The organism is Corynebacterium sp. KPL1986 (genome assembly GCF_000477975.1).
GTDB classification, from domain to species: domain Bacteria; phylum Actinomycetota; class Actinomycetes; order Mycobacteriales; family Mycobacteriaceae; genus Corynebacterium; species Corynebacterium accolens.
The window spans coordinates 1085596-1107142 of the sequence record NZ_KI515719.1 but is presented as its reverse complement, the minus strand read 5'-3'; the positions used below and the strand labels follow the sequence as shown (position 1 = coordinate 1107142).

The 21547-nt window shown below is 59.5% G+C and carries 23 protein-coding genes; 14 read left to right on the top strand and 9 right to left on the bottom strand.

The window, feature by feature from the left end; all coding sequences use genetic code 11:
• Nucleotides 1-46 precede the first annotated feature (46 nt).
• The 5 genes from pdxY (at nt 47) to HMPREF1287_RS05105 (ending at nt 5478) form a co-directional block, all read left to right on the top strand.
• The gene (gene pdxY, locus HMPREF1287_RS05130) at nt 47-895 is read left to right on the top strand and encodes a pyridoxal kinase PdxY (protein WP_005284194.1); all 849 of its coding nucleotides are present in this window, start codon (nt 47-49) and stop codon (nt 893-895) included.
• A 126-nt stretch (nt 896-1021) separates the two neighbouring features.
• Nucleotides 1022-2041: a formamidase gene (locus HMPREF1287_RS05125; RefSeq protein WP_023017135.1), complete on the top strand. Its 1020-nt coding sequence runs from the start codon at nt 1022-1024 to the stop codon at nt 2039-2041.
• A 913-nt stretch (nt 2042-2954) separates the two neighbouring features.
• Entirely contained in the window at nt 2955-3992 is a 1038-nt protein-coding gene (era, locus tag HMPREF1287_RS05115) for a GTPase Era (RefSeq protein ID WP_023017137.1), read from the top strand.
• A gap of 6 nt (nt 3993-3998) precedes the next feature.
• The gene (gene recO, locus HMPREF1287_RS05110; protein ID WP_005278101.1) at nt 3999-4715 is read left to right on the top strand and encodes a DNA repair protein RecO; all 717 of its coding nucleotides are present in this window, start codon (nt 3999-4001) and stop codon (nt 4713-4715) included.
• Nucleotides 4716-4725: 10 nt separating this feature from the next.
• A complete protein-coding gene (locus HMPREF1287_RS05105; protein ID WP_023017138.1) occupies nt 4726-5478 on the top strand; it encodes an isoprenyl transferase in 753 nt (250 codons plus the stop codon).
• A 31-nt stretch (nt 5479-5509) separates the two neighbouring features.
• Here the strand turns inward: HMPREF1287_RS05105 and HMPREF1287_RS05100 are convergent, their stop codons facing one another.
• Entirely contained in the window at nt 5510-5929 is a 420-nt protein-coding gene (locus tag HMPREF1287_RS05100; protein WP_034654292.1) for a Fur family transcriptional regulator, read from the bottom strand.
• A gap of 68 nt (nt 5930-5997) precedes the next feature.
• Entirely contained in the window at nt 5998-6288 is a 291-nt protein-coding gene (locus tag HMPREF1287_RS05095; protein WP_005278104.1) for a helix-turn-helix transcriptional regulator, read from the bottom strand.
• A 188-nt stretch (nt 6289-6476) separates the two neighbouring features.
• Here HMPREF1287_RS05095 and HMPREF1287_RS05090 point away from each other — a divergent pair, with 188 nt between their 5' ends.
• Genes HMPREF1287_RS05090 through HMPREF1287_RS05080 form a run of 3 tightly spaced genes read left to right on the top strand, consistent with a single transcriptional unit; the run spans nt 6477 to nt 8900 of the window.
• The gene (locus HMPREF1287_RS05090; RefSeq protein WP_023017140.1) at nt 6477-7856 is read left to right on the top strand and encodes a glycine--tRNA ligase; all 1380 of its coding nucleotides are present in this window, start codon (nt 6477-6479) and stop codon (nt 7854-7856) included.
• Nucleotides 7857-7860: 4 nt separating this feature from the next.
• Nucleotides 7861-8370 carry a hypothetical protein gene (locus HMPREF1287_RS05085; protein ID WP_023017141.1) on the top strand — a complete coding sequence of 170 codons (510 nt, stop codon included), beginning with the start codon at nt 7861-7863 and terminating at the stop codon, nt 8368-8370.
• Nucleotides 8370-8900 carry a hypothetical protein gene (locus HMPREF1287_RS05080; protein WP_023017142.1) on the top strand — a complete coding sequence of 177 codons (531 nt, stop codon included), beginning with the start codon at nt 8370-8372 and terminating at the stop codon, nt 8898-8900. The genes HMPREF1287_RS05085 and HMPREF1287_RS05080 overlap by 1 nt, the downstream gene beginning before the upstream one ends.
• 31 nt (nt 8901-8931) lie before the next feature.
• On the opposite strand, the gene HMPREF1287_RS05075 is transcribed toward HMPREF1287_RS05080, so the two are convergent.
• Nucleotides 8932-10947, bottom strand: a complete 2016-nt coding sequence (locus HMPREF1287_RS05075) for a TPM domain-containing protein (RefSeq protein ID WP_034654155.1) — start codon at nt 10945-10947, stop codon at nt 8932-8934.
• A 71-nt stretch (nt 10948-11018) separates the two neighbouring features.
• On the opposite strand from HMPREF1287_RS05075, the gene HMPREF1287_RS05070 reads away from it, so the two are divergent.
• Both HMPREF1287_RS05070 and HMPREF1287_RS05065 read left to right on the top strand, forming a co-directional pair.
• The gene (locus HMPREF1287_RS05070; RefSeq protein WP_023017144.1) at nt 11019-11606 is read left to right on the top strand and encodes a YdcF family protein; all 588 of its coding nucleotides are present in this window, start codon (nt 11019-11021) and stop codon (nt 11604-11606) included.
• Between the two features lie 11 nt (nt 11607-11617).
• Nucleotides 11618-12910 (top strand): deoxyguanosinetriphosphate triphosphohydrolase, encoded by a 1293-nt coding sequence (locus tag HMPREF1287_RS05065; RefSeq protein WP_005278111.1) that lies wholly within the window; start codon nt 11618-11620, stop codon nt 12908-12910.
• 156 nt (nt 12911-13066) lie between these two features.
• On the opposite strand, the gene HMPREF1287_RS05060 is transcribed toward HMPREF1287_RS05065, so the two are convergent.
• Nucleotides 13067-13300 carry a hypothetical protein gene (locus HMPREF1287_RS05060; RefSeq protein WP_005284161.1) on the bottom strand — a complete coding sequence of 78 codons (234 nt, stop codon included), beginning with the start codon at nt 13298-13300 and terminating at the stop codon, nt 13067-13069.
• 2 nt (nt 13301-13302) lie between these two features.
• Nucleotides 13303-13725, bottom strand: a complete 423-nt coding sequence (locus tag HMPREF1287_RS05055) for a ribonuclease domain-containing protein (protein WP_034654152.1) — start codon at nt 13723-13725, stop codon at nt 13303-13305.
• A gap of 225 nt (nt 13726-13950) precedes the next feature.
• On the opposite strand from HMPREF1287_RS05055, the gene dnaG reads away from it, so the two are divergent.
• Nucleotides 13951-15870: a DNA primase gene (gene dnaG, locus HMPREF1287_RS05050; protein WP_023017146.1), complete on the top strand. Its 1920-nt coding sequence runs from the start codon at nt 13951-13953 to the stop codon at nt 15868-15870.
• A 67-nt stretch (nt 15871-15937) separates the two neighbouring features.
• On the opposite strand, the gene HMPREF1287_RS05045 is transcribed toward dnaG, so the two are convergent.
• On the bottom strand, nt 15938-16219 hold the full coding sequence (locus HMPREF1287_RS05045; RefSeq protein WP_023017147.1) for a hypothetical protein: 282 nt from the start codon (nt 16217-16219) through the stop codon (nt 15938-15940).
• A gap of 154 nt (nt 16220-16373) precedes the next feature.
• Here HMPREF1287_RS05045 and HMPREF1287_RS12580 point away from each other — a divergent pair, with 154 nt between their 5' ends.
• Complete coding sequence (locus HMPREF1287_RS12580) at nt 16374-16538, top strand: hypothetical protein (RefSeq protein ID WP_198010364.1); 165 nt, start codon at nt 16374-16376, stop codon at nt 16536-16538.
• Between the two features lie 12 nt (nt 16539-16550).
• On the opposite strand, the gene HMPREF1287_RS05040 is transcribed toward HMPREF1287_RS12580, so the two are convergent.
• Both HMPREF1287_RS05040 and HMPREF1287_RS05035 read right to left on the bottom strand, forming a co-directional pair.
• Nucleotides 16551-17768, bottom strand: a complete 1218-nt coding sequence (locus HMPREF1287_RS05040; protein WP_023017149.1) for an acetyl-CoA C-acetyltransferase — start codon at nt 17766-17768, stop codon at nt 16551-16553.
• 9 nt (nt 17769-17777) lie between these two features.
• On the bottom strand, nt 17778-18551 hold the full coding sequence (locus tag HMPREF1287_RS05035; protein ID WP_023017150.1) for an IclR family transcriptional regulator C-terminal domain-containing protein: 774 nt from the start codon (nt 18549-18551) through the stop codon (nt 17778-17780).
• A 116-nt stretch (nt 18552-18667) separates the two neighbouring features.
• On the opposite strand from HMPREF1287_RS05035, the gene HMPREF1287_RS05030 reads away from it, so the two are divergent.
• Together HMPREF1287_RS05030 and HMPREF1287_RS05025 are read left to right on the top strand one after the other, a co-directional pair.
• Entirely contained in the window at nt 18668-19411 is a 744-nt protein-coding gene (locus tag HMPREF1287_RS05030; RefSeq protein WP_005278125.1) for a CoA transferase subunit A, read from the top strand.
• A complete protein-coding gene (locus HMPREF1287_RS05025; protein ID WP_005278126.1) occupies nt 19411-20052 on the top strand; it encodes a 3-oxoacid CoA-transferase subunit B in 642 nt (213 codons plus the stop codon). The genes HMPREF1287_RS05030 and HMPREF1287_RS05025 overlap by 1 nt, the downstream gene beginning before the upstream one ends.
• Before the next feature lie 74 nt (nt 20053-20126).
• Here the strand turns inward: HMPREF1287_RS05025 and HMPREF1287_RS05020 are convergent, their stop codons facing one another.
• Nucleotides 20127-21473 (bottom strand): MFS transporter, encoded by a 1347-nt coding sequence (locus HMPREF1287_RS05020; RefSeq protein WP_023017151.1) that lies wholly within the window; start codon nt 21471-21473, stop codon nt 20127-20129.
• Nucleotides 21474-21547: the final 74 nt, after the last annotated feature.

Here is a 21547-nt window from a genome sequence, read left to right as displayed (position 1 = left end):
CCCATTCCTTTGTCTCTGTGCACAGTCAGTAGCACAATGGATAGCTATGACTATCCTTTCCATCCAGTCTCATGTCACCTACGGCCATGTGGGAAATTCCGCGGCCGTCTTTCCCCTCCAGCGCGCCGGCCACGAGGTGTGGCCCGTGCACACGGTGAATTTTTCCAACCACACCGGATACGGTGACTGGGGCGGGCCGATGATTCCGGCCAGTGATGTCACGTCGATCATCGATGGCATCGAAAAGCGCGGTGCTTTTGAAGGCATCGACGCCATCCTTTCCGGATACCAGGGTGGTGCCGACATTGCCGATGCCATCGTGGACACCGTCCGCCGCATAAAGGCCGTCAACCCCAAGGCTCTCTACGCCTGCGACCCCGTGATGGGTAATGCGAAGTCGGGCTGCTTCGTTTCCGATGACATTCCGCCGCTGCTGCGCGACCGCGTGGTGCCGGTTGCCGATATCATCACTCCAAACCAATTTGAGCTGGGCTATCTGACCGATACCGAGGTCAGCACCTTGGACCAGACCTTGGCGGCGGTGAAGAAGGCGCAGGAAATGGGGCCGAAGACGGTACTGGTTACCTCCGTAAAGCGCCCGGAAACCCCTGCGGATCAGATTGAGATGCTCGCCGTCGACGGTGAGCGCGCTTTCTTGCTCTCGACCCCGCTGTTGCCGTTTAAGCGCAACGGCTCCGGCGACGTGACCGCCGCGCTGTTTACCGGCCACTACGTTGAAACCCATGACGTTAAAGAAGCGCTGCGCCGCACCGCATCTTCCGTCTACGAGCTTCTGCGCACCACGTATGAAGCCGAATCCACCGAGCTGCAGCTCATTCAGGCCCAAGACGCTTTCGCCCACCCGAGCATGCAATTCCAGGCCGAGGAGCTCTAAAGCTGTCTCCCAGAGGGGATGCGTCTGCAATCTGAGACAAGAGCGTCGTTTTTCTAGTGGATACGTGATGTTCGCCATATAGAGTGATAGGTGTAACTTAATCGACGACGTGATTGGAGTCCCGTCTTGTCCAGCACCGGAAGCATCAGCGCATCCCCCGACGGCCTGTTGATGGCCCTTATCCAATACCCAGTTCCCGTAGTCAATACCCCAGAAGACGTTCAGGCAAACGTCGATGAAATCTGCCGCATGGTGGCCTCGACCAAGGCCGGCTACCCAGACTTGGATCTCATCGTCTTTCCGGAATACTCCTCGTCGGGACTGAACACCAAGATTTGGTCCTACGATGAATTCCTCATCGGGCTCGATGATCCCAAGGTGGACCAGTACAAGCAGGCTTGTAAGGATAACGACGTCTGGGGCGTCTTCTCCATCATGGAACCCAACCATGAGAAAGGAAAGCCCCCGTTCAACACGGCGATTATCATCAACTCCGACGGTGAGATTGCACTGCACTACCGCAAGCTGCAGCCATGGACCCCCATCGAGCCGTGGTACCCAGGCGACTTGGGCATGCCGGTATGCGATGGCCCCAAGGGCTCCAAGCTCGCGGTCAATATCTGTCACGATGGCATGTTCCCTGAGCTCGCCCGCGAAGCGGCGTATAAGGGTGCCAATGTCTACATCCGCATCTCGGGCTATTCCACCCAGACCCAAGACCAGTGGGTGATGACCAACAAGACCAACGCCTTCCAGAACCTGATGTACACGGCATCGGTGAACTTGGCGGGCTATGACCAGGTCTTCTACTACTTCGGTGAGGGCAATGTCTGCAACTACGATGGCCACATGATTTCTGAGGGCCACCGCAACCCGGGCGAAATCGTCACTGCAGAGGTATTTCCAGCGCTGGCTGATAAGGCGCGCATCAACTGGGGCCTCGAAAACAACATCTTCAACCTAGGCAACCGCGGCTACGTCGGTTACCCAGGCGGAAAGACCGAGAATTACCTCACCTGGGTAGAAGACCTAGCCAAGGGCGAGTACAAACTGCCGTGGTCCGATGATGTTCGCATCAAGGACGGCTGGAAGTACTACCCGGACGGACCGCAGCTTGGTCCGCTCCCGGATGAATTCAAGAACTAGACACTCGGCTAAATCTCTTAGCTATTGAAGGCCCCGCACCCTCATTTATTTTGAGGGAGCGGGGCCTTCAGGCTGGTGTTGACCTGATAGCAGCATCAAAAGGTCAATGTCCTCAGGTATATCTGAGCGAGATTTGCTACATTTCAGGTGCGAATATGCTCAGTTGTTGCAGTGGACCTATAGCATCTGCGAAAAGGTCGACGCGGTATAGCTTCGAGGCACCGCTCTAGAGTCTTTCCCCTTGTGTTTCCAAGGGCGTTTCCGCAAGAGAATCTTCGTCATAGAGTTCTGGCGAGGCTCCACCCTGCGGTGGTCCGGAATATGGAGCGCCGCCGTTGCAAAGTTCTGGCCACTCGTCTGGATAAAGCAAGTGTCCATTAAGGCCACCGCATACCCGTTCCGCGCGCATGGAACGCTGGAGCGCAGGGGTATTGCACAGTTCGGTTTGGTGCGAAGAGCCATCAGAAAATCTCCCGAATGCGCCAAGGCCGATTTCGCAGTACAGCAGCTCAGGCTCAGCGGCTGCCGCTTGTGGTTGTGCGCCTGACTCCTCAGTTACTACTTGGGCTTCTGGTTCTGCTGGGGTTTCGGTAGTGGGCTCTTGCGTGGTGGATCGTGCAACGCTGCTCGAAGAGGACGCACTAGATGAGCTGGATGATGAACTGGAAGAAGTACTGGTGGATTCCTCTTCGGCAGGCGAAGGGGCGGCATCAGGGGATGAACACGCACTGATGAAAATGGTGAGAAGAGTTCCTAGCAGAAGTAGGGGAGACTTGGTTGGCATGGTGGGCTGCCTTTCAGGAAGCGGTTAGAAATACACCTTGGAGGAGAGAACTGTCTTAGCTTAGCCTGCAGATTTGTTGTGACGTGAAACAATCGGAGATTTTGGTGCAGTGGGCTATCATTGCAGGTAATGAGTTCTGATATTGATGCACAGTTTGATGCGGCATTCGAGGGCCTGCCAGATGGCCCCGATGATGCTGCTCCGGAAGTCGCCGGGGAGAAGGCCGCTCCGCTAGATTATTCGCAATACACGGATACCCCAGAAGGATTCCGCTCTGGATTCGTTTCCTTTGTGGGCCGCCCGAATACGGGTAAATCCACGCTGACTAATGCGCTGGTAGGTCAAAAGATTGCCATTACCGCGGACCAACCGGAAACAACCCGTCACACCATCCGCGGTTTGGTTCACCGCGAGGATGCACAGGTGGTCGTGGTGGATACGCCGGGTCTGCACCGCCCCCGCACCTTGTTGGGCGAGCGGCTGAATGAAGTGGTCAAAGAAACGTATGCGGATGTGGATGTTATCGGATTGACCATTCCGGCAGATGAAAAGATCGGCCCGGGTGACCGGTGGATCTTGGATAATGTGCGCTCGATTGCGCCGAAGACCCCCATCATCGGCATCGTGACCAAGCTGGATAAAGCCTCCAAGGACCAAGTGGGCGCGCAGCTTTTGGCCTTGCACGAGCTCTTGGCGCAAGAAGATCCAGAGGCAGTGGTGATTCCGGTTTCTAGTAAAAAGGGCGTGCAGCTGGATGACTTGGTGCAGGTCATCGTGGATCACTTGCCGGAGGGCCCGAAGTTCTATCCGGATGATCACATCACGGATGAGCGGCAAGAAAAGCGCATCGAGGAGCTTATCCGTGAAGCCGCGCTATCTGGCTTGAAAGCGGAGCTGCCGCACTCAGTTGCGGTGCAAATCGATGAAATGCTGCCCTCGCGCACGCGTGAGGGAGTGCTGGATATTCACGCCATCATGTACTTGGAGCGTCAAGGGCAAAAGCGCATCATTGAAGGTAAAGATGGCCTGCGTTTCCGCCGCATCGTGGGCAATGCCCGCAAGGAAATCATGGAGCTACTGGGCCAGAACGTGTACCTGGACCTGCGCATCAAGGTGCTGAAAAACTGGCAATCGGATGCCAAGTCGCTGGGCAGGCTCGGGTTCTAAAAGGCCATGCGCGAAAACTATCGCGACCGCGCCGTGGTCATTCGCTCCTATGATTTTGGGGAAGCAGACCGCGTTATCGTTCTTCTCACCCAAAACCATGGGTTGGTGCGTGCGGTGGCCAAGGGCGTGCGCCGAGCAAAATCCCGCTTTGGTTCGCGGCTGCAGCTCTTCGTCAATTTGGACGTCCAGCTGTATGTGGGGAAGAACCTGGCCACGATTTCCCAAGCGGATACGGTGAATTATTTTGGTGCGCGTCTCATCGAAGACTACGAACGCTATACGGCCGCGTGCGCGGTCTTGGAGTCGGCCGAGCGGCTCATCTACGCGGATGGCGACGGCGACCCGTATCTCTACAACGCGGTGGTGGCGACGCTAGAGCATCTGCAAACCGAGGAGCCGACGCAAACGCTCGATGCGTTCTTATTGCAGGCCATGGCGCATGCCGGGTGGGCACCGAGCCTTTTTGATTGCGCCCAGTGCCAGCGCCCCGGCCCGCACCACGCCTTTCACCCGGCCGTCGGCGGCGCCGCCTGCCACGAATGCCGGCCACCAGGTGCTGCAGAGGTGGATCCGGAAACCCTGCACCACTTGTGGCTTTTGGCACATGGCTACCCGACGGACCCGACGAATGCGCAGCGGCAGGAGGGGCATCGGCTAGCGCGGGCGCACCTGCAGTGGCACATGGAGCGAAATGTGTCCGCATTACAGGTGATGGAACAGTAAACTGTAGTCCGTGATTACCCCAGATCCTTCTCGTCGCCTGACCCCGCCGAATATCCCGGATGAGCTGCTGCCGCGCCATATTGCGTTGGTGATGGATGGCAATGGCCGCTGGGCCCAGGAAAAGGGCATGAAACGCACGGAAGGCCACCGCAGGGGAGAGGCGGTGCTTCTCGATGTCGTCGATGCCTGCCTCGCCGCCGGTGTCCCGTACCTTTCGGCCTATGCGTTTTCTACTGAAAATTGGCGGCGCAGCCCAGAAGAGGTGCGCTTTTTGATGAGCTTTAACCGCGACGTGCTGCGCCGGCAGCGCGAGTGGCTCAATGAGCGCGGCGTGAGCGTGGTGTGGGTGGGAAGGCGCCCGCGCCTGTGGCGTTCGGTGATTAAAGAGCTCGAGGCCGCCGAAGAATTGACCAAAAATAATACAAAAATGACGCTGGCCATGTGCGTCAATTACGGCGGCCGGGCGGAAATGGTCGATGGCGTGCGCCAGATTGCGGAAAAGGTCGCCGCCGGTGAGATCCGCCCGCGCGATATTAAAGAAAGCACCATCGCAGAGAATCTCTATGATCCCGGTATGCCGGACGTGGATCTATTCTTACGGCCGTCTGGCGAGAAGCGCACCTCGAACTTTCTGTTGTGGCAGTCCGCCTACGCCGAGATGATTTATCAGGACAAGCTTTTCCCGGATTTCACCCCGGAGGATCTCTTTGCCGCTATTGAGGAATATGCCCGCCGCGATCGCCGCTTCGGTGCCGTGAAGTAGGGAAATAGGGGATTAAAAACAACGCGCGTGATTACTGTGCGGCGGCGCACTGCGAGCAGACGCCGAAAATCTCCGCGTCGTGGCCGGTAAGTTCGAAGTTGTGCTCGGCGGCTACGGCCGAAGCCCACTTTTCAATGGGGCCACCATCGATTTCTTCGGTGCGGCCGCATTTGGTGCATACCAAGTGGTGGTGGTGCGCGTCGGTTTCGCAATGGCGGTACAGGGTCTCGCCATTGGGCATGTGTAGCGCATCTACGGCATCAATATCAGAAAGAGACTGCAGGGTGCGGTAGACGGTGGTGAGGCCGACCTTTTCCTGCCGCTCTTGGAGCTGGTGATAAATCTCCTTGGCGGAGGCGAACTTGTCGATGTCCCGCAGGACCTCGACCACCGCGGTGCGCTGTTTAGTATTGCGCGAGCCGAGCTTGGGGATACTCTCATGAATGGACATGCCATCCATATTATCAACTCTTTTTCAACAAGCGCTATAATAAATCGTCTTTATATGCAGACTAGTGATTAAGAGGCGATTTTCGCGGCGTCTTCCAAAAGGGTTAAAACCTCCGGCGCAACTAGGGAATAGGTCACCTCGCGGCCATTGCGCTCAGAGCTGACAATCCCTGCCTGCTTAAGTACCCGCAGGTGCTGGCTAATCAGCGGCTGGGACTTGCCGGTGGCTTTTACCAGCTCGTGCACGTAGTGGTCGCGTTCCGCCAGCCGGGTAATGATGGAAATGCGCAGCGGAGAATCGAGGGCCGCGATAACGCTTGCGGCCGCAGAGTTATTAAATGCTAATTGAACGGTCGTCATAGGGAGTGGGCACCTTCAATACGGTATCTATTATCTGTCGACCACTACTATATTACCTCAAGTTGGTCATTACCTGTACATTAACCGAATTAAATTTGCACCCCCTGATCCCACTACTGATGGGGGATAAGGGTTAGACTGAATGAGATTGTCACGACTGTCCCCTACCAGAGGAGTCCTTTACAACCATGGCATCCCTTATCGATACCGTTGTTAATCTGTGTAAACGCCGCGGCTTGGTCTACCAGGCGGGTGAGATTTACGGCGGTTCCCGCTCCGCATGGGACTATGGTCCTCTTGGTGTGGAGTTGAAGGAAAACATCAAGCGTCAGTGGTGGCGCCACATGGTCCAATCCCGCCCCGATGTCGTGGGTGTGGATACCTCCGTCATCCAGCCGCGCCAGGTGTGGGTCTCCTCCGGCCACGTGGAGGTCTTTACTGATCCCCTGGTGGAATCCCGCCACACAGGTAAGCGCTACCGCGCCGACCACCTGATCGAGGCCTACGAGGAAAAGCACGGCCACGAGCCAGAAAACGGCCTAGCGGATATCAATGACCCGGAAACCGGCCAGCCAGGTGACTGGACCGAGCCGAAGGCCTTTTCTGGCCTGCTGAAGACCTTCCTGGGGCCAGTCGATGATGAGCAGGGCCTGCACTACCTGCGTCCCGAGACCGCACAGGGCATCTTCATCAACTTCAAGAACGTGATGACCTCCTCGCGCATGAAGCCGCCATTTGGCATTGCCAATATTGGTAAGTCCTTCCGCAACGAGATCACCCCGGGTAACTTCATCTTCCGCACCCGCGAGTTTGAGCAGATGGAGATGGAGTTCTTCGTCAAGCCGGGCGAGGACGAAGAGTGGCACCAGTACTGGATCGACGACCGCTACAAGTGGTACACCGATCTGGGCATCAAGGAAGAAAACCTGCGCCTGTACGAGCACCCCAAGGAAAAGCTCTCGCACTACTCCAAGCGCACCGTGGACGTGGAGTACGCCTTCGGCTTCAAGGGCTCCAAGTGGGGCGAGCTGGAAGGTGTGGCCAACCGCACCAACTATGACCTCTCCGTTCACGACAAGGGCTCTGGCGAGGACCTGTCCTACTATGACCAGGCCAATGATGAGCGCTGGATTCCGTACGTCATCGAGCCGGCCGCCGGCTTGGGCCGTTCCATGATGGCCTTCTTGGTAGATGCCTACGACGAGGAAGAGGCCCCGAACGCTAAGGGCGGCACCGACAAGCGCGTGGTTCTGCGCCTGGACCGCCGCTTGGCACCCATCAAGGTCGCCGTCCTCCCATTGTCCAAGAAAGAGGAGCTCTCCACCCCGGCCCGCGAGCTGGCGGATAAGCTGCGCGCTTACTGGAACGTGGACTTTGACGTCTCCGGTGCCATCGGCCGCCGCTACCGCCGCCAGGACGAGGTCGGTACGCCATTCTGCGTCACCTTCGACTTCGATTCGCTCGAGGATAACGCCGTGACCGTGCGTGAGCGCGACACCATGGAGCAAGAGCGCGTAAAGATTGAGGATCTTGAGTCCTACCTCGCCGCGCGCCTGATTGGATGCTAAGCAGATGCACTACACCAGCTGGGATCGCTCCGAGCGCGAAAAGCCCGTCCTCCTCGTTGAGGAGGGACCGGAGCGCCTAGGCGTCTTCGCGGAGCATTCCGCCGAGGTAGACGGCAATTTTTGGCGCGTCGAGGTCAGCGATCTGGGCGCTTCGGCCACGCTTGACGATGGCTCCGTCTACCGCCTCGCCGGCCGCCTCGGCCGCGACAAGCGCCTGGAGGCCTCTCTCAATGGCCGCACTTTTCATTACGTCAATGAAAATAGCGGCGATTGGATCATCGATGACGTCGATGACAACAAGGTGGCACAGTTTTCCGCCAAGAATTCTGGTGTGCGCAAGGCCATCTTGGAATTCGAAGACAATGCGACAGGCTTAAGCACCGCCGAGATCGCCGGTCTGAGTTGGTTTACCCGCGCGATTTTGGAAAAGAACACCAAAAATTCCGCGTGGGTATGGATCATCACGTTGGTGTTAGCCTCCATCGTCGCCCTGCTGGCGGTGTTCATCTTCTAATGGCGGGAACGATGCCGTGGCAGTGGACAGGTACTACTCTGCGCGACGTACGCGGCACCGACATCGCCTGGGTGCGAGACGGGGTACTGACCATTGCCGGCGCGCTCTCTGGGGATCCCGCACAGCCGGATGTGCTTTTTGATGTGGAGACCTCGCTAGACGGGACAACCGCCTCCCCGCGTTTCTTCCTGCGGGCTAGGCCGCGTGCCAGCCGCAGCGCGGGCTCCGAGGCAGCGAAGCAGTGTGAAGTTTCGCAGGCGGGTTTGACCGTCACGCGCCTGCGCGCGACCTGCGGAGATGCACACTACCTTTTGGAGCGCTCCGCCATCTTTGGCAAGCAGCGCCGCATACTGGCCCTCGACAGCCAAGATGGCAGCGCGGAGGGCACCGAAGTTGCGCGCCTTACCCCGCGGGGCAATGGCTTGGAAGTAGCGGCCGCTGATAACAATGGCCTTCCGGACTTAGACGCGGTAGTGCTGAGCTATAGCTGCCTGCTTGTTGATGCCACACCGCGCATCGTACGCGGCTAAGCGCCAACAAAGCAGGCCTTCTGAGCCGGGCTTAGAAGGAGCCGCCGCGGAAACCGCCTCCGCCACCGCCGCCGGAGAATCCTCCGCCGCCACCGAAGTTGCCGCCGCCTCCGCTGAAACCGCCGCCGAAGCCGCGGCCACCGCCGCCCAAGATTTGGCCTAGGACCATACCGGTGATGATATTGCCGGCCGTGGAGCTCGTCTGCTGGCGTTGTTGCTGGCGGCGGTACTCATCGGAATCATCCTTGGCCCGCTGCAGGGCAGTCTGTGCTGCGGCAACGGCTTCGCGGGAGGATTGCAGTGCGCCGCGGATATCGCTGCGCTGGGTGTGCAGGGCTTGGGCGTGGAGACGCTTGGCATCGGCAAGCGCGGTGCGGGCGCCGGAACCAACGATGCGCCCGCGCGAGGAAATGAGATCCTCGGCGGCCTGAATATTGGATTCTGCCACCGACATTTGCTGGTGGAAAAGCTCGAGCTGGCGCGCGTGGGTGGAGGTCTTTTCCCGCACGCGGTCGAGGCGCTCATCAAGCTCGGTATCGATGCTCATAAGGGCGGTGTGCTGGCCCAAGGGATCCGTATCGCCCTGTTGCTTGGCGTCAGTGATCGCGGCAGAGGCGCGCTCAAGCAGCTCCTCGAGGGCCTCCCAATCCGCCTGGGTTCCCTGGGACTTGCCTTGGCGCTCCAGCTCTCGGGCTTCCTCGATTTCGCCCTCGACCTCGGTAATGAGCGCGCCCAGATTGCGGCGCGCGGAGGAAATTTTCTCCTCGGCGTGCTCCACACCGGTCAGGAGCCTATCGGTAACCTCCGTGGCATGCTCGATATCGCGGATAAGCCCCACGAGTGAACCCTGCTTCCCGGCAGGCTGGCCCTGCACCTCGCGGGCTTGGTCCAGGAGCTTTTCCGCCTCATCGAGGGAAGCGCTGGCCAATTCTGGGTTATCCGCAATGGAGGATAAGACCTCTGCGGAGTAGTCCTCTTGGAGCTTTGTGAGGGTACCTTCGGCGCCCGGCAGGCGGGTCCGCAGCCCGACGATGCGCTGGGTGAGCTCGTCCAACTTGGAGTCGCTTTGCAGCAGCAGGTCGCGCATCCGGGCAAACTCTTCTGCCTGGCTATCCAGTGCGTCATCGGCTTGGCCGCAGGTAGAGACGATTTCTACCAGCATCTGCCGGCGCTCGGCCTGGGACTCCGGTACCGCATCATCGAGGCGCTGGCGAATCTTGAACGCCTTTTGCAGGGTAGAGGTGGAGTGATTCATCGCCTTGGTAAACGGGCGGGTGCGCTCCGGCCCGAATTCAGATAGGGCGATATTGAGCTCTTCCTTGCCGCGGCGGATGGATTCATCCGTGGAGACCAGTTCCTCCTGGGCCAACTTATCCAGGGTATCTAGCGGCAGCCGGTTTAATTGATCGGTATCTTCTGGCGCAATCCCGCGGGCGGACTCTAAGGTCTTCGCCTGACTCTTCTTTGTGCTGCGGCGCGAGTAGTACCAAATGCCACCGCCGGCAGCGACGATGGCGGCGGCGCCACCGCCCAGCCAGGCCATGCCGGAAGAATCGGAGGAGCTGGAGGAGCCAAGGGCGGCATCGGCAAGCGCGATCGCAGAAGCGCCGTATTCCTCGGCGGAGAGCTTGCTATAGGCGGCATCGTACATCTGATCCAGGCGGCCTTCCGGCCATTGATCGCCGGTCTGCACGCCCACCTGGCGCTCGTTCACACCAACGACATAGGCCGCGGAATTCGGGCCCTTCTCGTTGACGATGTTGCGCGCATAGCTTTCTGGATCAGTGCCAAGATCGTTTGCGAAGACAACGAAGATGATGAGCGACTGGTCTTTTTGCAGCTGGGTGATCTTCTCATTGATCTCCCTAATTTCCTCGGTGCTTAAGACCCCTGCCTCGTCGTTTACCCTATCCGTCACCGCCGCCGTATCCGGGGCTTGGGCGATGGTAGTGGTCTCCGCGGCTAAGGCCTGGCCTGCGCCAATGGAGGTGCAGCCGAGCAAAAATGCCGCGATGGTAGCGCGGCCGATTCGTGCACTAAGATTCATGCCCACAACTCTACCTGCCCGAACGCCCAATCCGGAGAACCTCCTCTGCAGGCAGTAGGGTGGGAAGCATTGTGAAATACGTCGTTGTTTTAGGCACCGCGCAATACGATGGCCGCCCCTCCCGCATCCTGGCCGGGCGTCTGCGCCATGCCGGGGAGCTGGCCACCTCCCGCGGCCTGCCCGTCATAACCGTCGGCGGCCAGCTGCCCGGGGATCGGGTTACCGAGGCCGGGGTCGCGCGCGATTACCTGCGCGAGCACTTCCCTGAGCTGCAGGTATCCGCCGTGGAGGAAGGCCTCGACACGCGTGAGTCCTTAGCTGCGGTTATCGATGCCCACGGCCTTGCCGATGCCATCATCGTCACCGATCCCTTGCACAGGTTGCGCACGTGGGTCATCGCCAAGCAGGAAGGGCTCAATGCCTCGGTTTCGGGCACGCCTTATTATCCCGCCCGGCGCTTTTCCAAGCCCTGGTGGCGCTACCTCGCGCACGAATGCGGCGGGCTGTTTTATATTGGGCTCGCCAGCATCGTTTCTCCCCAGTGCGCGCGTGCCTGGAAAAGGCGCCTGTACCGCATCGAGCTGATGCTGCGGCCGAATCAGAAGCTGCGGCACGAAACGATGCAAAATAAAGACGCAGACCGCACGCAGGGGGAATAGACTAAAACGCCGTGTCTTACTCTTATGCTGCAGCTGATTTTGCCCGGCTGGCCGAAGAACGGCCCAAGGGATCCACGATTAGCGATATCGAAGAACACCGCGGGGTATTCTCCCGCGACCGCGCCCGCGTCTTGCACTCGGCTGCGCTGCGGCGATTGGCGGATAAAACCCAGGTCGTAGGCCCACGTGATGGCGATACCCCGCGCACCCGGCTTACCCACTCGCTCGAGGTTGGCCAGATTGCCCGCGGCATCGGCGCCGGCCTCGGTCTCGATCCGGATCTCTGTGACATGGCGGGGCTCACCCACGATATCGGCCACCCGCCCTATGGGCACAATGGCGAAAATGCGCTCAATGAGGTTGCTCAAGGCGGTTTCGAGGGAAATGCGCAAACCCTGCGCATCCTGACTCGCCTCGAGCCCAAAGTCCTAGTCGAGGACGCCGATGGCACCGCCCACAGCTTTGGCCTCAACCTCACCCGCGCCGCGCTCGATGGCGCGTGCAAATATCCTTGGACCAAGACCAATCCGGATGGCACCATCAACCGCAAATACGGCGCTTATGATGAGGACGCAGACCTTTTAGCGTGGCTGCGCGAAGGCCATAGCGATAAGCGAAAGTGCATCGAGGCCCAGGTCATGGACTGGTCCGATGATATTGCCTATTCCGTGCATGACGTGGAAGACGGCATCATCTCCCAGCGCATTTCCTTGAACGTGTTGTGGGATTTGGTGGAGCTGGCCCACCTTGCAGAAAAGGGCGCCGAGGCCTTTGGCGGAACCGCCGATGAACTCTTGGAAGCCGCCGATAGCCTGCGCAACCTCGATGTCATCAACGCCCTTGGCAATTTCGACTACACCCTGCGCGATTATGCCAAGCTGAAAAAGATGACCTCTGAGCTGGTGGGACGCTATGTGGGTGTCACTATTGGCGCGACCTCGGAGGCGAATGCCGAACTCATCAGCGCCAATACGCTCGGCCGCATGCACGGTGACCTCCGCGTTCCGCCCTTGGCGCAGGCAGAGGTTAAGCTCTTAAAAACGATTGCCGTGCTTTACGTGATGGATGAACCAGCGCATCTAGCCCGCCAAGACCGCCAGCGCGAGCGCATCTACCGCGTCTACGACTACCTCGTCGCAGGTGCGCCCGGTTCGCTCGATGCCACCTTCCGCCTGTGGTGGGAGCAGGCCGATACTGATGCCGCCCGCGACCGCGCCATCATCGACCAGATCGCCTCCATGACCGAATCCCGCCTGGAGCGGCTGGCCCGGCGCAGCGCTGACCTTTCGGGGTTCTTGGACTAGTAGCTATGCAGGCTTGGTTGCCCTTTTTGAGGGGCTTGGCCGCGGTATTTCTCTAAAAGTGCAGCCTCCGCTGCTATTTTTGAGGCGGAAAAGTCATATCTGAGGGCGCGCAATGCTCAGTTATAGCAGAGGACCTATAGCATCGCGGCGCACCCATTAACGTGCGAGCCTAACGCCTTCGTCTTGGGCGATGGCCGCGATGGCCGCGAAGTCATCCAATTCCATTTCCATGTTGGCAGCCACGATGGTGGAGACCTCATTCTCGCGCAAGAATTTAGCTAGATCCTCTAGGCTGCGCGGGCCACAATCCACGCAGCCATGGGTGCGGCCTAAGGCATTGAAGAAATCCGTACGGGTACGGATGGGTTCCGTAATTAAAATGCGGTGCACTATTAATCCTCTGCGTCCGGGATAGAACAGAATGTTTGGTAATGGTCGTCGGTGTAGTACCACACATCGGGGTCGGTTTCGGTGCCGCCGCCGGTGACGATGCGCCTCGAACCGCGATGGTTACTGCCAGGGGTTTCTACCGTGTACTCGCGGTAATAGTCCTGCGCCTGCTGGGGGAGGACGCCTTCATAATTGCCAAAATGGGAATTGTCTTTGTCGGGGTAGTCATAAGGGCCGCCGCCCAGAATATCGTCTGCGGTTTCTTCGGCCTCGCTGGGAAGGGAAGGAATTGCGCAGGTCTCATCCGTCGACGTTGAATCCTCATCACCGCCGAGGTCGAAGCCGAAATAACTAGCGCCTGCGACGATGGCGAGTCCACCAAGGGCCACTGGAAGCGATTTCTTAGACGCTTTGGACTTGGACATGCTCTCTATTGTTGCAGGAACTATCTCGAAAACATAAATATCCACCGCGTCAAGAGCAATATCCAAAATTGCCCCGTCCCGGGGGTGGGAATACCTGGCGAAAGGCTGCCCCACATGTGGGTAAAACACGGTGATTCTGTGTACTTGTTGATCGGGACAACCTAATGCGACCATCCTGGCTTTGGCGGTTGAGCATTCGATAAATGGGCGGGGTAGTCTGTAGCCATGGCAAAGGGCAGAATTCCGGACAGTGATATCCAAGCTATCCGTGAACGCGCGCCTTTAGAAGAAATCGTGGGCGAATATGTGCAGCTCAAACCTGCTGGGCACGATTCTTTGAAGGGATTGAGCCCTTTCAAGGATGAAAAGACGCCGTCCTTCCACGTCCGCCCGCAGCGCGGTTATTATCACTGCTTTTCCACCGGTAAAGGCGGCGATGTATTCAGCTTCCTGATGGAGATGGAACAGGTCTCTTTTCCTGAGGCCGTGGAAGCCGTGGCGCAGAAGATTGGCTACCACATTAATTACCAGGGCGGATCGACCGGTGCCCGCAATGAGAAGCCGGGTACTAGGCAGCGGCTCATCGCGGCGAATAAGGCGGTGCACGAGTTCTACCGGAAGCAGCTGGAAACCCCAGAGGCAGCAACGGCGCGTAATTTTTTGCTGGACCGCGGGTTTAGCCGCGAGGTTATTTATGATTTCGAGTGTGGCTACGCCCCAGAAGGCTGGGATACCGCCACCAAGCATCTTTTGCGCATGGGTTTTTCCTTTGAGGAGTTAGAGGCGGCCGGTATTTCCAAGATGGGCAAACGCGGTCCCATTGACCGTTTTCACCGCCGGTTGTTGTGGCCCATTAAGGATCTTTCCGGCAACGTCATTGGCTTTGGTGCGCGCAAGCTCTTTGATGATGACAAGCTGGGCAAGTACATGAATACGCCCGAGACCATGCTGTATCACAAGTCCAAGGTGCTCTTTGGTCTGGATTTGGCCAAGCGCAATATCGCAGAAGGCCACCAGGCCGTGGTGGTGGAAGGCTATACGGATGTGATGGCCATGTACGCGGCAGGCATTAAGACTGCCGTGGCTTCGTGCGGTACGGCCTTTGGTGGGGAGCACCTGCAGGTGCTGCGCCGACTCATGCTGGATGATTCCTATTTCCACGGCGAGCTCATCTACACCTTTGACGGTGATGAGGCGGGGCAGAAGGCCGCGATGCGTGCCTTTGACGGCGAGCAGAAATTTACCGGACAATCTTTTGTTTCCGTGGCCCCAGACGGCATGGACCCGTGTGATCTGCGCTTGGAAAAGGGCGATGCCGCGGTGCGCGATCTGGTGGCAGACCGCATCCCCATGTTTGAGTTCGTCATTCAATCAGTCATTGCTGATTTCCGGATCGATACTGCTGAGGGCCGCTTGCAGGCTTTGCGGCGGGCGGTGCCCATCGTTGCGCAGATCCGGGACCAGCCCCTACAGCGCGAATACGCCCGCCGGCTTGCCGGCTGGGTGGGCTGGAACGATCCGGAAGAGGTGCTGCGCCAAGTGCGCGCGGAGGCAAAGAAGCCGAAGAAGGCAGACAAGCCGACGATTCGCCGCTTTGATAATGCCCAGCCACAGCCGGCGCAGCAAGACGTGCCGATGATCCATCCGCCAAGCCCGAAGGAGACCCATCTGTGGCCACAGCGGGAGGCGCTGAAATTGGCCTTGCAGATGCCGGAGGTCGTTGGCTCGTATTTTGATGGCATTACTGCCGATGCCTATACCAACGACGCCTACCGCATCGTCCGGCAGGCGATTTCCGCCGTGGGCGGGGCAGAAAAAGGTGCCACCATGTCCGGGGTGGACTGGATTGCCGCCGTTGCCGGGGAAATGCAGGATCTGACAGGAAGGAATTTCGTTTCCGAGCTGGCAGTCGAGGCCATCCTGCCCACGGACGTGGGCGCAGAAAAATATGCGGACTCCGTACTCTCGCGGCTGCAGGAAACCGTCGTGGGCGATCAGATTGCGCAGCTGAAAGCCCAATTGGGCCGGATGCGGCCTACCGATGATGAGGCCGGCTATAACTCCCTGTTCGCGGACCTGATTGCCTTGGAACAGGCCCGCCGCGAGCTCAATGACCGCGCCTTTCGCGGCACCCCGGGGATATAAAATCCCCGGGCAGGCACTCGGACGCTAGTTCAGGTGCTGCGCGGGGAGGGGTTAGCGCGGAAGAGCTTTAATCCTCATCCGGCTCATAGATGCGATCGGCTTGCGGAGTTTGGTCGCCCCGAATTTTTCCTTTTCCACGGCGCTTTTCAGAAAGGTCGTGGATTTCGCGCATGCGTGGCTCTGGATCCAGGCGGTTGGCTACCATCTTGCGCGCGGAGCGCACCGCGGACTTGGTGGCGGGGGAGTTGACGGTCTTTTGGTAGGCGCTTTTCATCTGGTGGTAGCGCTTGCGGCCCGCCTTGGTGCCAAATACGTACCCTGCGGCGGCGCCGAAGACGAATTGGATCATTATTGACTAAGTCCCCTTAAAATCATGCGAGCAAAGTTCCATTCCAGCTTACAGCGAAGTGCGGTGTCGTTGTCGGGTTATCCACCGCACCCCTCATCTACCCCTTATTCTCTTTTTCCTTCCCCCTAACCTTCATTCGCGCTACGTTAAGGAAATGAAGTATTCCAAGCGGGCAGGTAGGGACTCGGCCATGGCCTCAGCTGCGGCTTCGGCCGTGGCCCTAGCCGCGCTGGTTACTGCCAGCATCGCGGCGGGCGAGCCCAACGCGGATGGCGCCTTGGTGCAGCGCCCGGTGGGGGATTACGGCAGCAGCGAATAGCGCTTGTGGAGGCTAGACCGCCTCAACGATGGTGGCAAGGCCCTGGCCGCCGCCGATGCACATGGTAACTAGCGCGCGCTTGCCGCCGGTGCGGCGCAGGTGGTGTGCGGCGGTAACCACGATGCGGGCACCGGTCGCGCCCACCGGGTGGCCCAGTGAGATGCCGGATCCGTTGGGGTTGAAGCGGGGGTCTTCGGGCGAGATCCCCCACTGATCGAGTACCGCGAGGGCTTGGGCGGCAAATGCCTCATTGAGCTCGATGAGGTCGAGGTCATCGAAGGTGAGATCGAGGCGGTCCATGACCTTGCGGGTTGCCTCAACCGGTGCGATGCCCATGCGCTCTGGTTCCACGCCGGCAAGCGCCCAGCCCTTCAATACCACCATCGGCTCGAGACCGAGCTCGTCGGCCTTTTCGCGGGTGGTAACGAGTACGGCGGCGGCGCCGTCGTTTTGGCCGGAGGCGTTACCTGCGGTCACCGTGGCCTCGTCATCCTGCTTGCCCATTACCGGGCGCAGCTTGGATAGCTTTTCCACGCTGGAATCGGCGCGCACGTGCTCATCCTTGTCCACGATGATGGGATCCCCCTTGCGCTGGGGGACGGAGACGGGGACGATTTCGGCATCGAAAAGCGCCTGCTCCTGCGCGTGGGCGGCGTTGTGGTGGGAGCGCACCGCAAGCTCGTCTTGGTCCTCGCGCGACAGGGAACGCTCGCGGCGGAGGTTCTCGGCGGTTTCGATCATGCCGCTGGGGATGGGGTGGTTTTTGCCACCGGCGGTTTCGCGGGCCTCCTGGAGGCGATCGCGAAAGACCATGTTTCCGCCCTTCGCGCCCCAGCGAATATCGCCGTCCACGGTGTACTCGGTGCGCGACATGGATTCGGCGCCGCCGGCGATGACCACCTCGGCCACGCCGGTGGCGACGTGGGCGGCGGCGGTGACGATGGCTTGCAGGCCGGAGCCGCAGCGGCGGTCGAGCTGCATGCCGGTCACGGAGACGGGCAGGCCGGCATCGAGGGCGGCGACGCGACCCAAGGCAGGCGCAGCGCCGTTCGGGGAGGCCTGGCCGAGGATGATGTCATCGATGACGTTTGGATCGATGCCGGATTCTTCCACGATGGTGGACACCACCAGGCTGGCCAGATCCTGGACGGGGACGGATTTCAGCGCGCCGCCGTAGCGGCCGACTGGGGTGCGCTTGGGGTAGCACAGGACGACGTCTTGAGTATGCATGGATTCTCCTTAGGAAATTTCGGTGGTGGTGAGATCGTGGGAAATGGCCGCGCACGTGGTGAGGAGCTCCGGGAGGATCTGCGCGGTGAGATCTTGGGTGGAATACACGGAGGTCTGGGTGGAAATATTGATGGCCGCCACCGCGCGCCCGGTGCGATCCCGGATGGGAACGGCGATGGAGCGCAGGCCGATTTCTAGCTCTTGATCTACGATGACCCAGCCGCGCCGCCGGACCTCGCCGAGGCGGGCTCGCAGCGCGTCCTGGGATACCAAGGTGTGCGGGGTGACCTGCTCGAGCGGAGCGGTGGTGGCGAAATACTCATCCAGCTCTGCCGGCGTTAAATCAGCGAGCAGTACTTGGCCCATGGACGTGGCGTGCGCCGGGAAGCGCGTGCCGATGGTGATATTGGTGGACATAATGCGGTGTGCTGCGGCACGAGCGATATAGACCACGGTGTCGCGGTCGAGCACGCTCACGGAGCAGGACTCATCGAGTTTCGTAGATAACTCCCTCAAATGGGGCTGGGCAATATCCGGCAGTCCCAAGCTAGATAGGTAGGAGTAGCCCAGTTCCAAAACGCGCGGGGTGAGCCAAAAATCCGAGCCATCGGTGCGGGCGTAACCTTCCGCGACAAGCGTGTGTAAAAAGCGGCGTGCGGTGGCGCGCGCTAGGCCTGTGACCTCGGCAACCTGGGCCAGTGTTTGCCGCGGGCGTTCGCCATTAAACGAGTGAATGACGTTGAGTCCGCGGGCTAATGATTGCACTACGGGGGTATCTGCCACGGTGTGTCCTCCAAGCTATTTTTAGGGTTAAGTGGCCCAGGTCTCTTCAGTGTACCCGATCGTGTTCGCATTCTGAACCCTTGTGCTGTCTGTGAACCGCACGTAGTCTAAGGCCCATGTTGAATAAAGTCATAGCCTCAGTAGAGGAGGCCGTCGCGGATATCCCGGACGGTTCCTCCATCGCGGTGGGCGGATTCGGCCTTGTGGGTATTCCAGCGCAACTCATTGCCGCGCTGCGCTCCCAGGGTGCGAGCGAGCTCACCATCATTTCCAATAACCTTGGTACGGACGATTTTGGTCTGGGCCTGCTGCTCAAGGATCACCGCATCGCCCGCTCCATTGGTTCCTACCTGGGAACCAATAAGGAATACGCGCGCCAGTACCTCGAGGGCGAGCTTACCGTCGAATTTACCCCGCAGGGCACCCTGGCAGAGCGCATGCGCGCCGGTGGCGCGGGCATTCCGGCCTTCTACACCAAGGCTGGCGTGGGCACGCCGCTTGCCGATGGCGATATCCCCACCCGCTACAACCCCGACGGCACCATCGCGGAGACCTCCGCACCGAAGGAAACCCGCGAGTTCAACGGCGAGCTCTACGTCATGGAAGAAGCTCTTACCCCGGACTTCGCCTTCGTCCATGCCGCCCGCGCGGATCGCTTTGGCAACCTTGCCTTTAATAAAACCGCCCAGAACTTCAACCCCGATGCAGCCAAATCCGCCGATATCACCATCGTGCAAGCAGAACAGTTGGTAGAAGCCGTTCCGCCGGCAGAGGTGGATGTGCCCGGAATCTACGTGGACCGCGTAGTGGAAGTGGGCAAACAAGAAACCGGAATCGAATTCAGGACGGTGAGCAAGTAATGACCTGGTCACGCGAAGAAATGGCGGCACGCGCCGCACAAGAACTGGACAATGGTGACTACGTCAACCTGGGCATCGGCATGCCGACGCTCATCCCGGGCTACCTGCCGGAGGGCCGTGAGGTGGTCCTGCACTCTGAGAACGGAATCCTAGGCGTTGGTGCCTACCCTGAAGAAGACAAGGTGGATCCGGAGCTCATCAACGCCGGTAAAGAAACCATTACCGAAGCCCCCGGTGCATCCTTCTTCTCCTCGTCCGAGTCCTTTGCCATGATCCGCTCCCGCGCCATCGACGTCGCGGTGCTCGGTGCAATGGAGGTATCCCAATTCGGCGACCTAGCCAACTGGATGATCCCCGGCAAGATGGTCAAGGGCATGGGCGGTGCGATGGACCTAGTGCACGGTGCCAAGCGCATCGTGGTGATGATGCAGCACGTATCTAAGCACGGCGATTCCAAGATCCTGGCGGAGTGCCAGCTGCCGCTGACCGGCGCGCGGTGTGTGGATCTCATCATCACCGACCGCGCCGTATTCACTGTGGACGAGCTGGAGGGCCTGACGCTTATCGAGGTCGCCGAGGGCGAAACCGAGGAGTCCATCCGCGAGGTCACGGACGCACCCTTTAAAGTAGCGCTCGACTAATTAGTTATGGACGTGAAAAATCGCCGCTTCCCGAGAAAGACTGGGAAGCGGCGATTTAGTGTTTCGCGGGTGGATTAGACATCGCGCAGGTCCACGCGCTTGGTTTCAGGCAGGATGTACATGCTGACAAGCGTGAGTATGCACAGTGCGACGACGTAGAAGCCAGAAGCCCAAGTAAGGCCGTGGGCTACGAACCACTGGTAAATATACGGTGCGGTACCGCCAAAGACGGCGACGGACAGCGAGTAGGCCAGGCCGATGCTGCGGGTGCGCTGAGCGGTGGGGAAGACCTCGGACATGATGGAGGACAACAGGGCGCCGCCGGCGGCGACGATGACCACGCCGACGGTGGAGGCCACCAGCAGGGTCCAGGGGCGATCATCGATGAAGTTCATCAGTGGAATCTGCAGAACGGCTAGACCAATGGCGCAGATATAAATGACGGGCTTGCGGCCGATTTTATCGGACAGGCTGCCCCATAGCGGTAGGGCAATGAGACCGGCGGTCTGTGCGGCCACGGTGACCCAATATGCGCCCTGGGTGGACATGCCTTCGTGGCTAATGGCGTAGGTGGAAACATAGGAGGTCCATGTGTAGTGCGCGGCCGTAACACCGGAGACCATACCCACGACGAGCAAGATATTCTGCCATGCCGGGCGAACAACCGAGGCAGGCTTTTGCGAATTCACGGACTTCTTGGGGCGCTTCGGGGCCTCAACGGTGGGCTCGGCGCTATCGATTTCCTGGAAGTGATCGGATTCCTTCATGTGGCGGCGCAGGTACAACGCGATCAGCGCAGCTACGGCACCCAAGAGGAACGGAATGCGCCAGCCCCAAGCACCAATCTGCTCGTCCGTCAGGACCAGCGAAATGCCGCCGCCCAAGACGTAGGCGATGACCGAGCCGCCGAAGATGGAGACATAGACCATAGAACCCCAGCGGCCGCGGTGGGCGTTCGGGGCGATCTCAGGGATGTAGCTATTGGCGGCTGCGGATTCACCACCGTGTGCAAAGCCTTGCAGCACGCGGATGAAGAGCAGGCCGACAGAAGCCCAGATGCCAATGGATTCGTAGGTGGGCAGCAAACCGATGAGGACCGAGGCGCTAGCCATCATGATGATGGTGGTCATCAAGACGGTTTTGCGGCCGCGCTGGTCGGCGATGCGGCCAAAGATGATGCCGCCCAGCGGGCGGACCAAGAAGCCGACGGCGAAGACACCGAAGGTGGCAAGCAGTGCGGAGGCGGTATCGCCCTTGTCGAACATCGCCGCGGCGATGAACGGGGCGAAGACCGCATAGGAGCTCCACTCGTACCATTCCAGGACCTGGCCGGTCAGGCTGGCTGCGAGGGATTTGCGGTCCGTTTTTGTTGCGCCCGATGACTTAGTGGGCGTGGGGCTCGGCGGGGCGGTAGAAGTCATTGTTCCTCCTAGGTATGGGTCCGAAATATTGAGGAAGATATTACGCACATCACACTTCGCTTAGGCCGCGATGT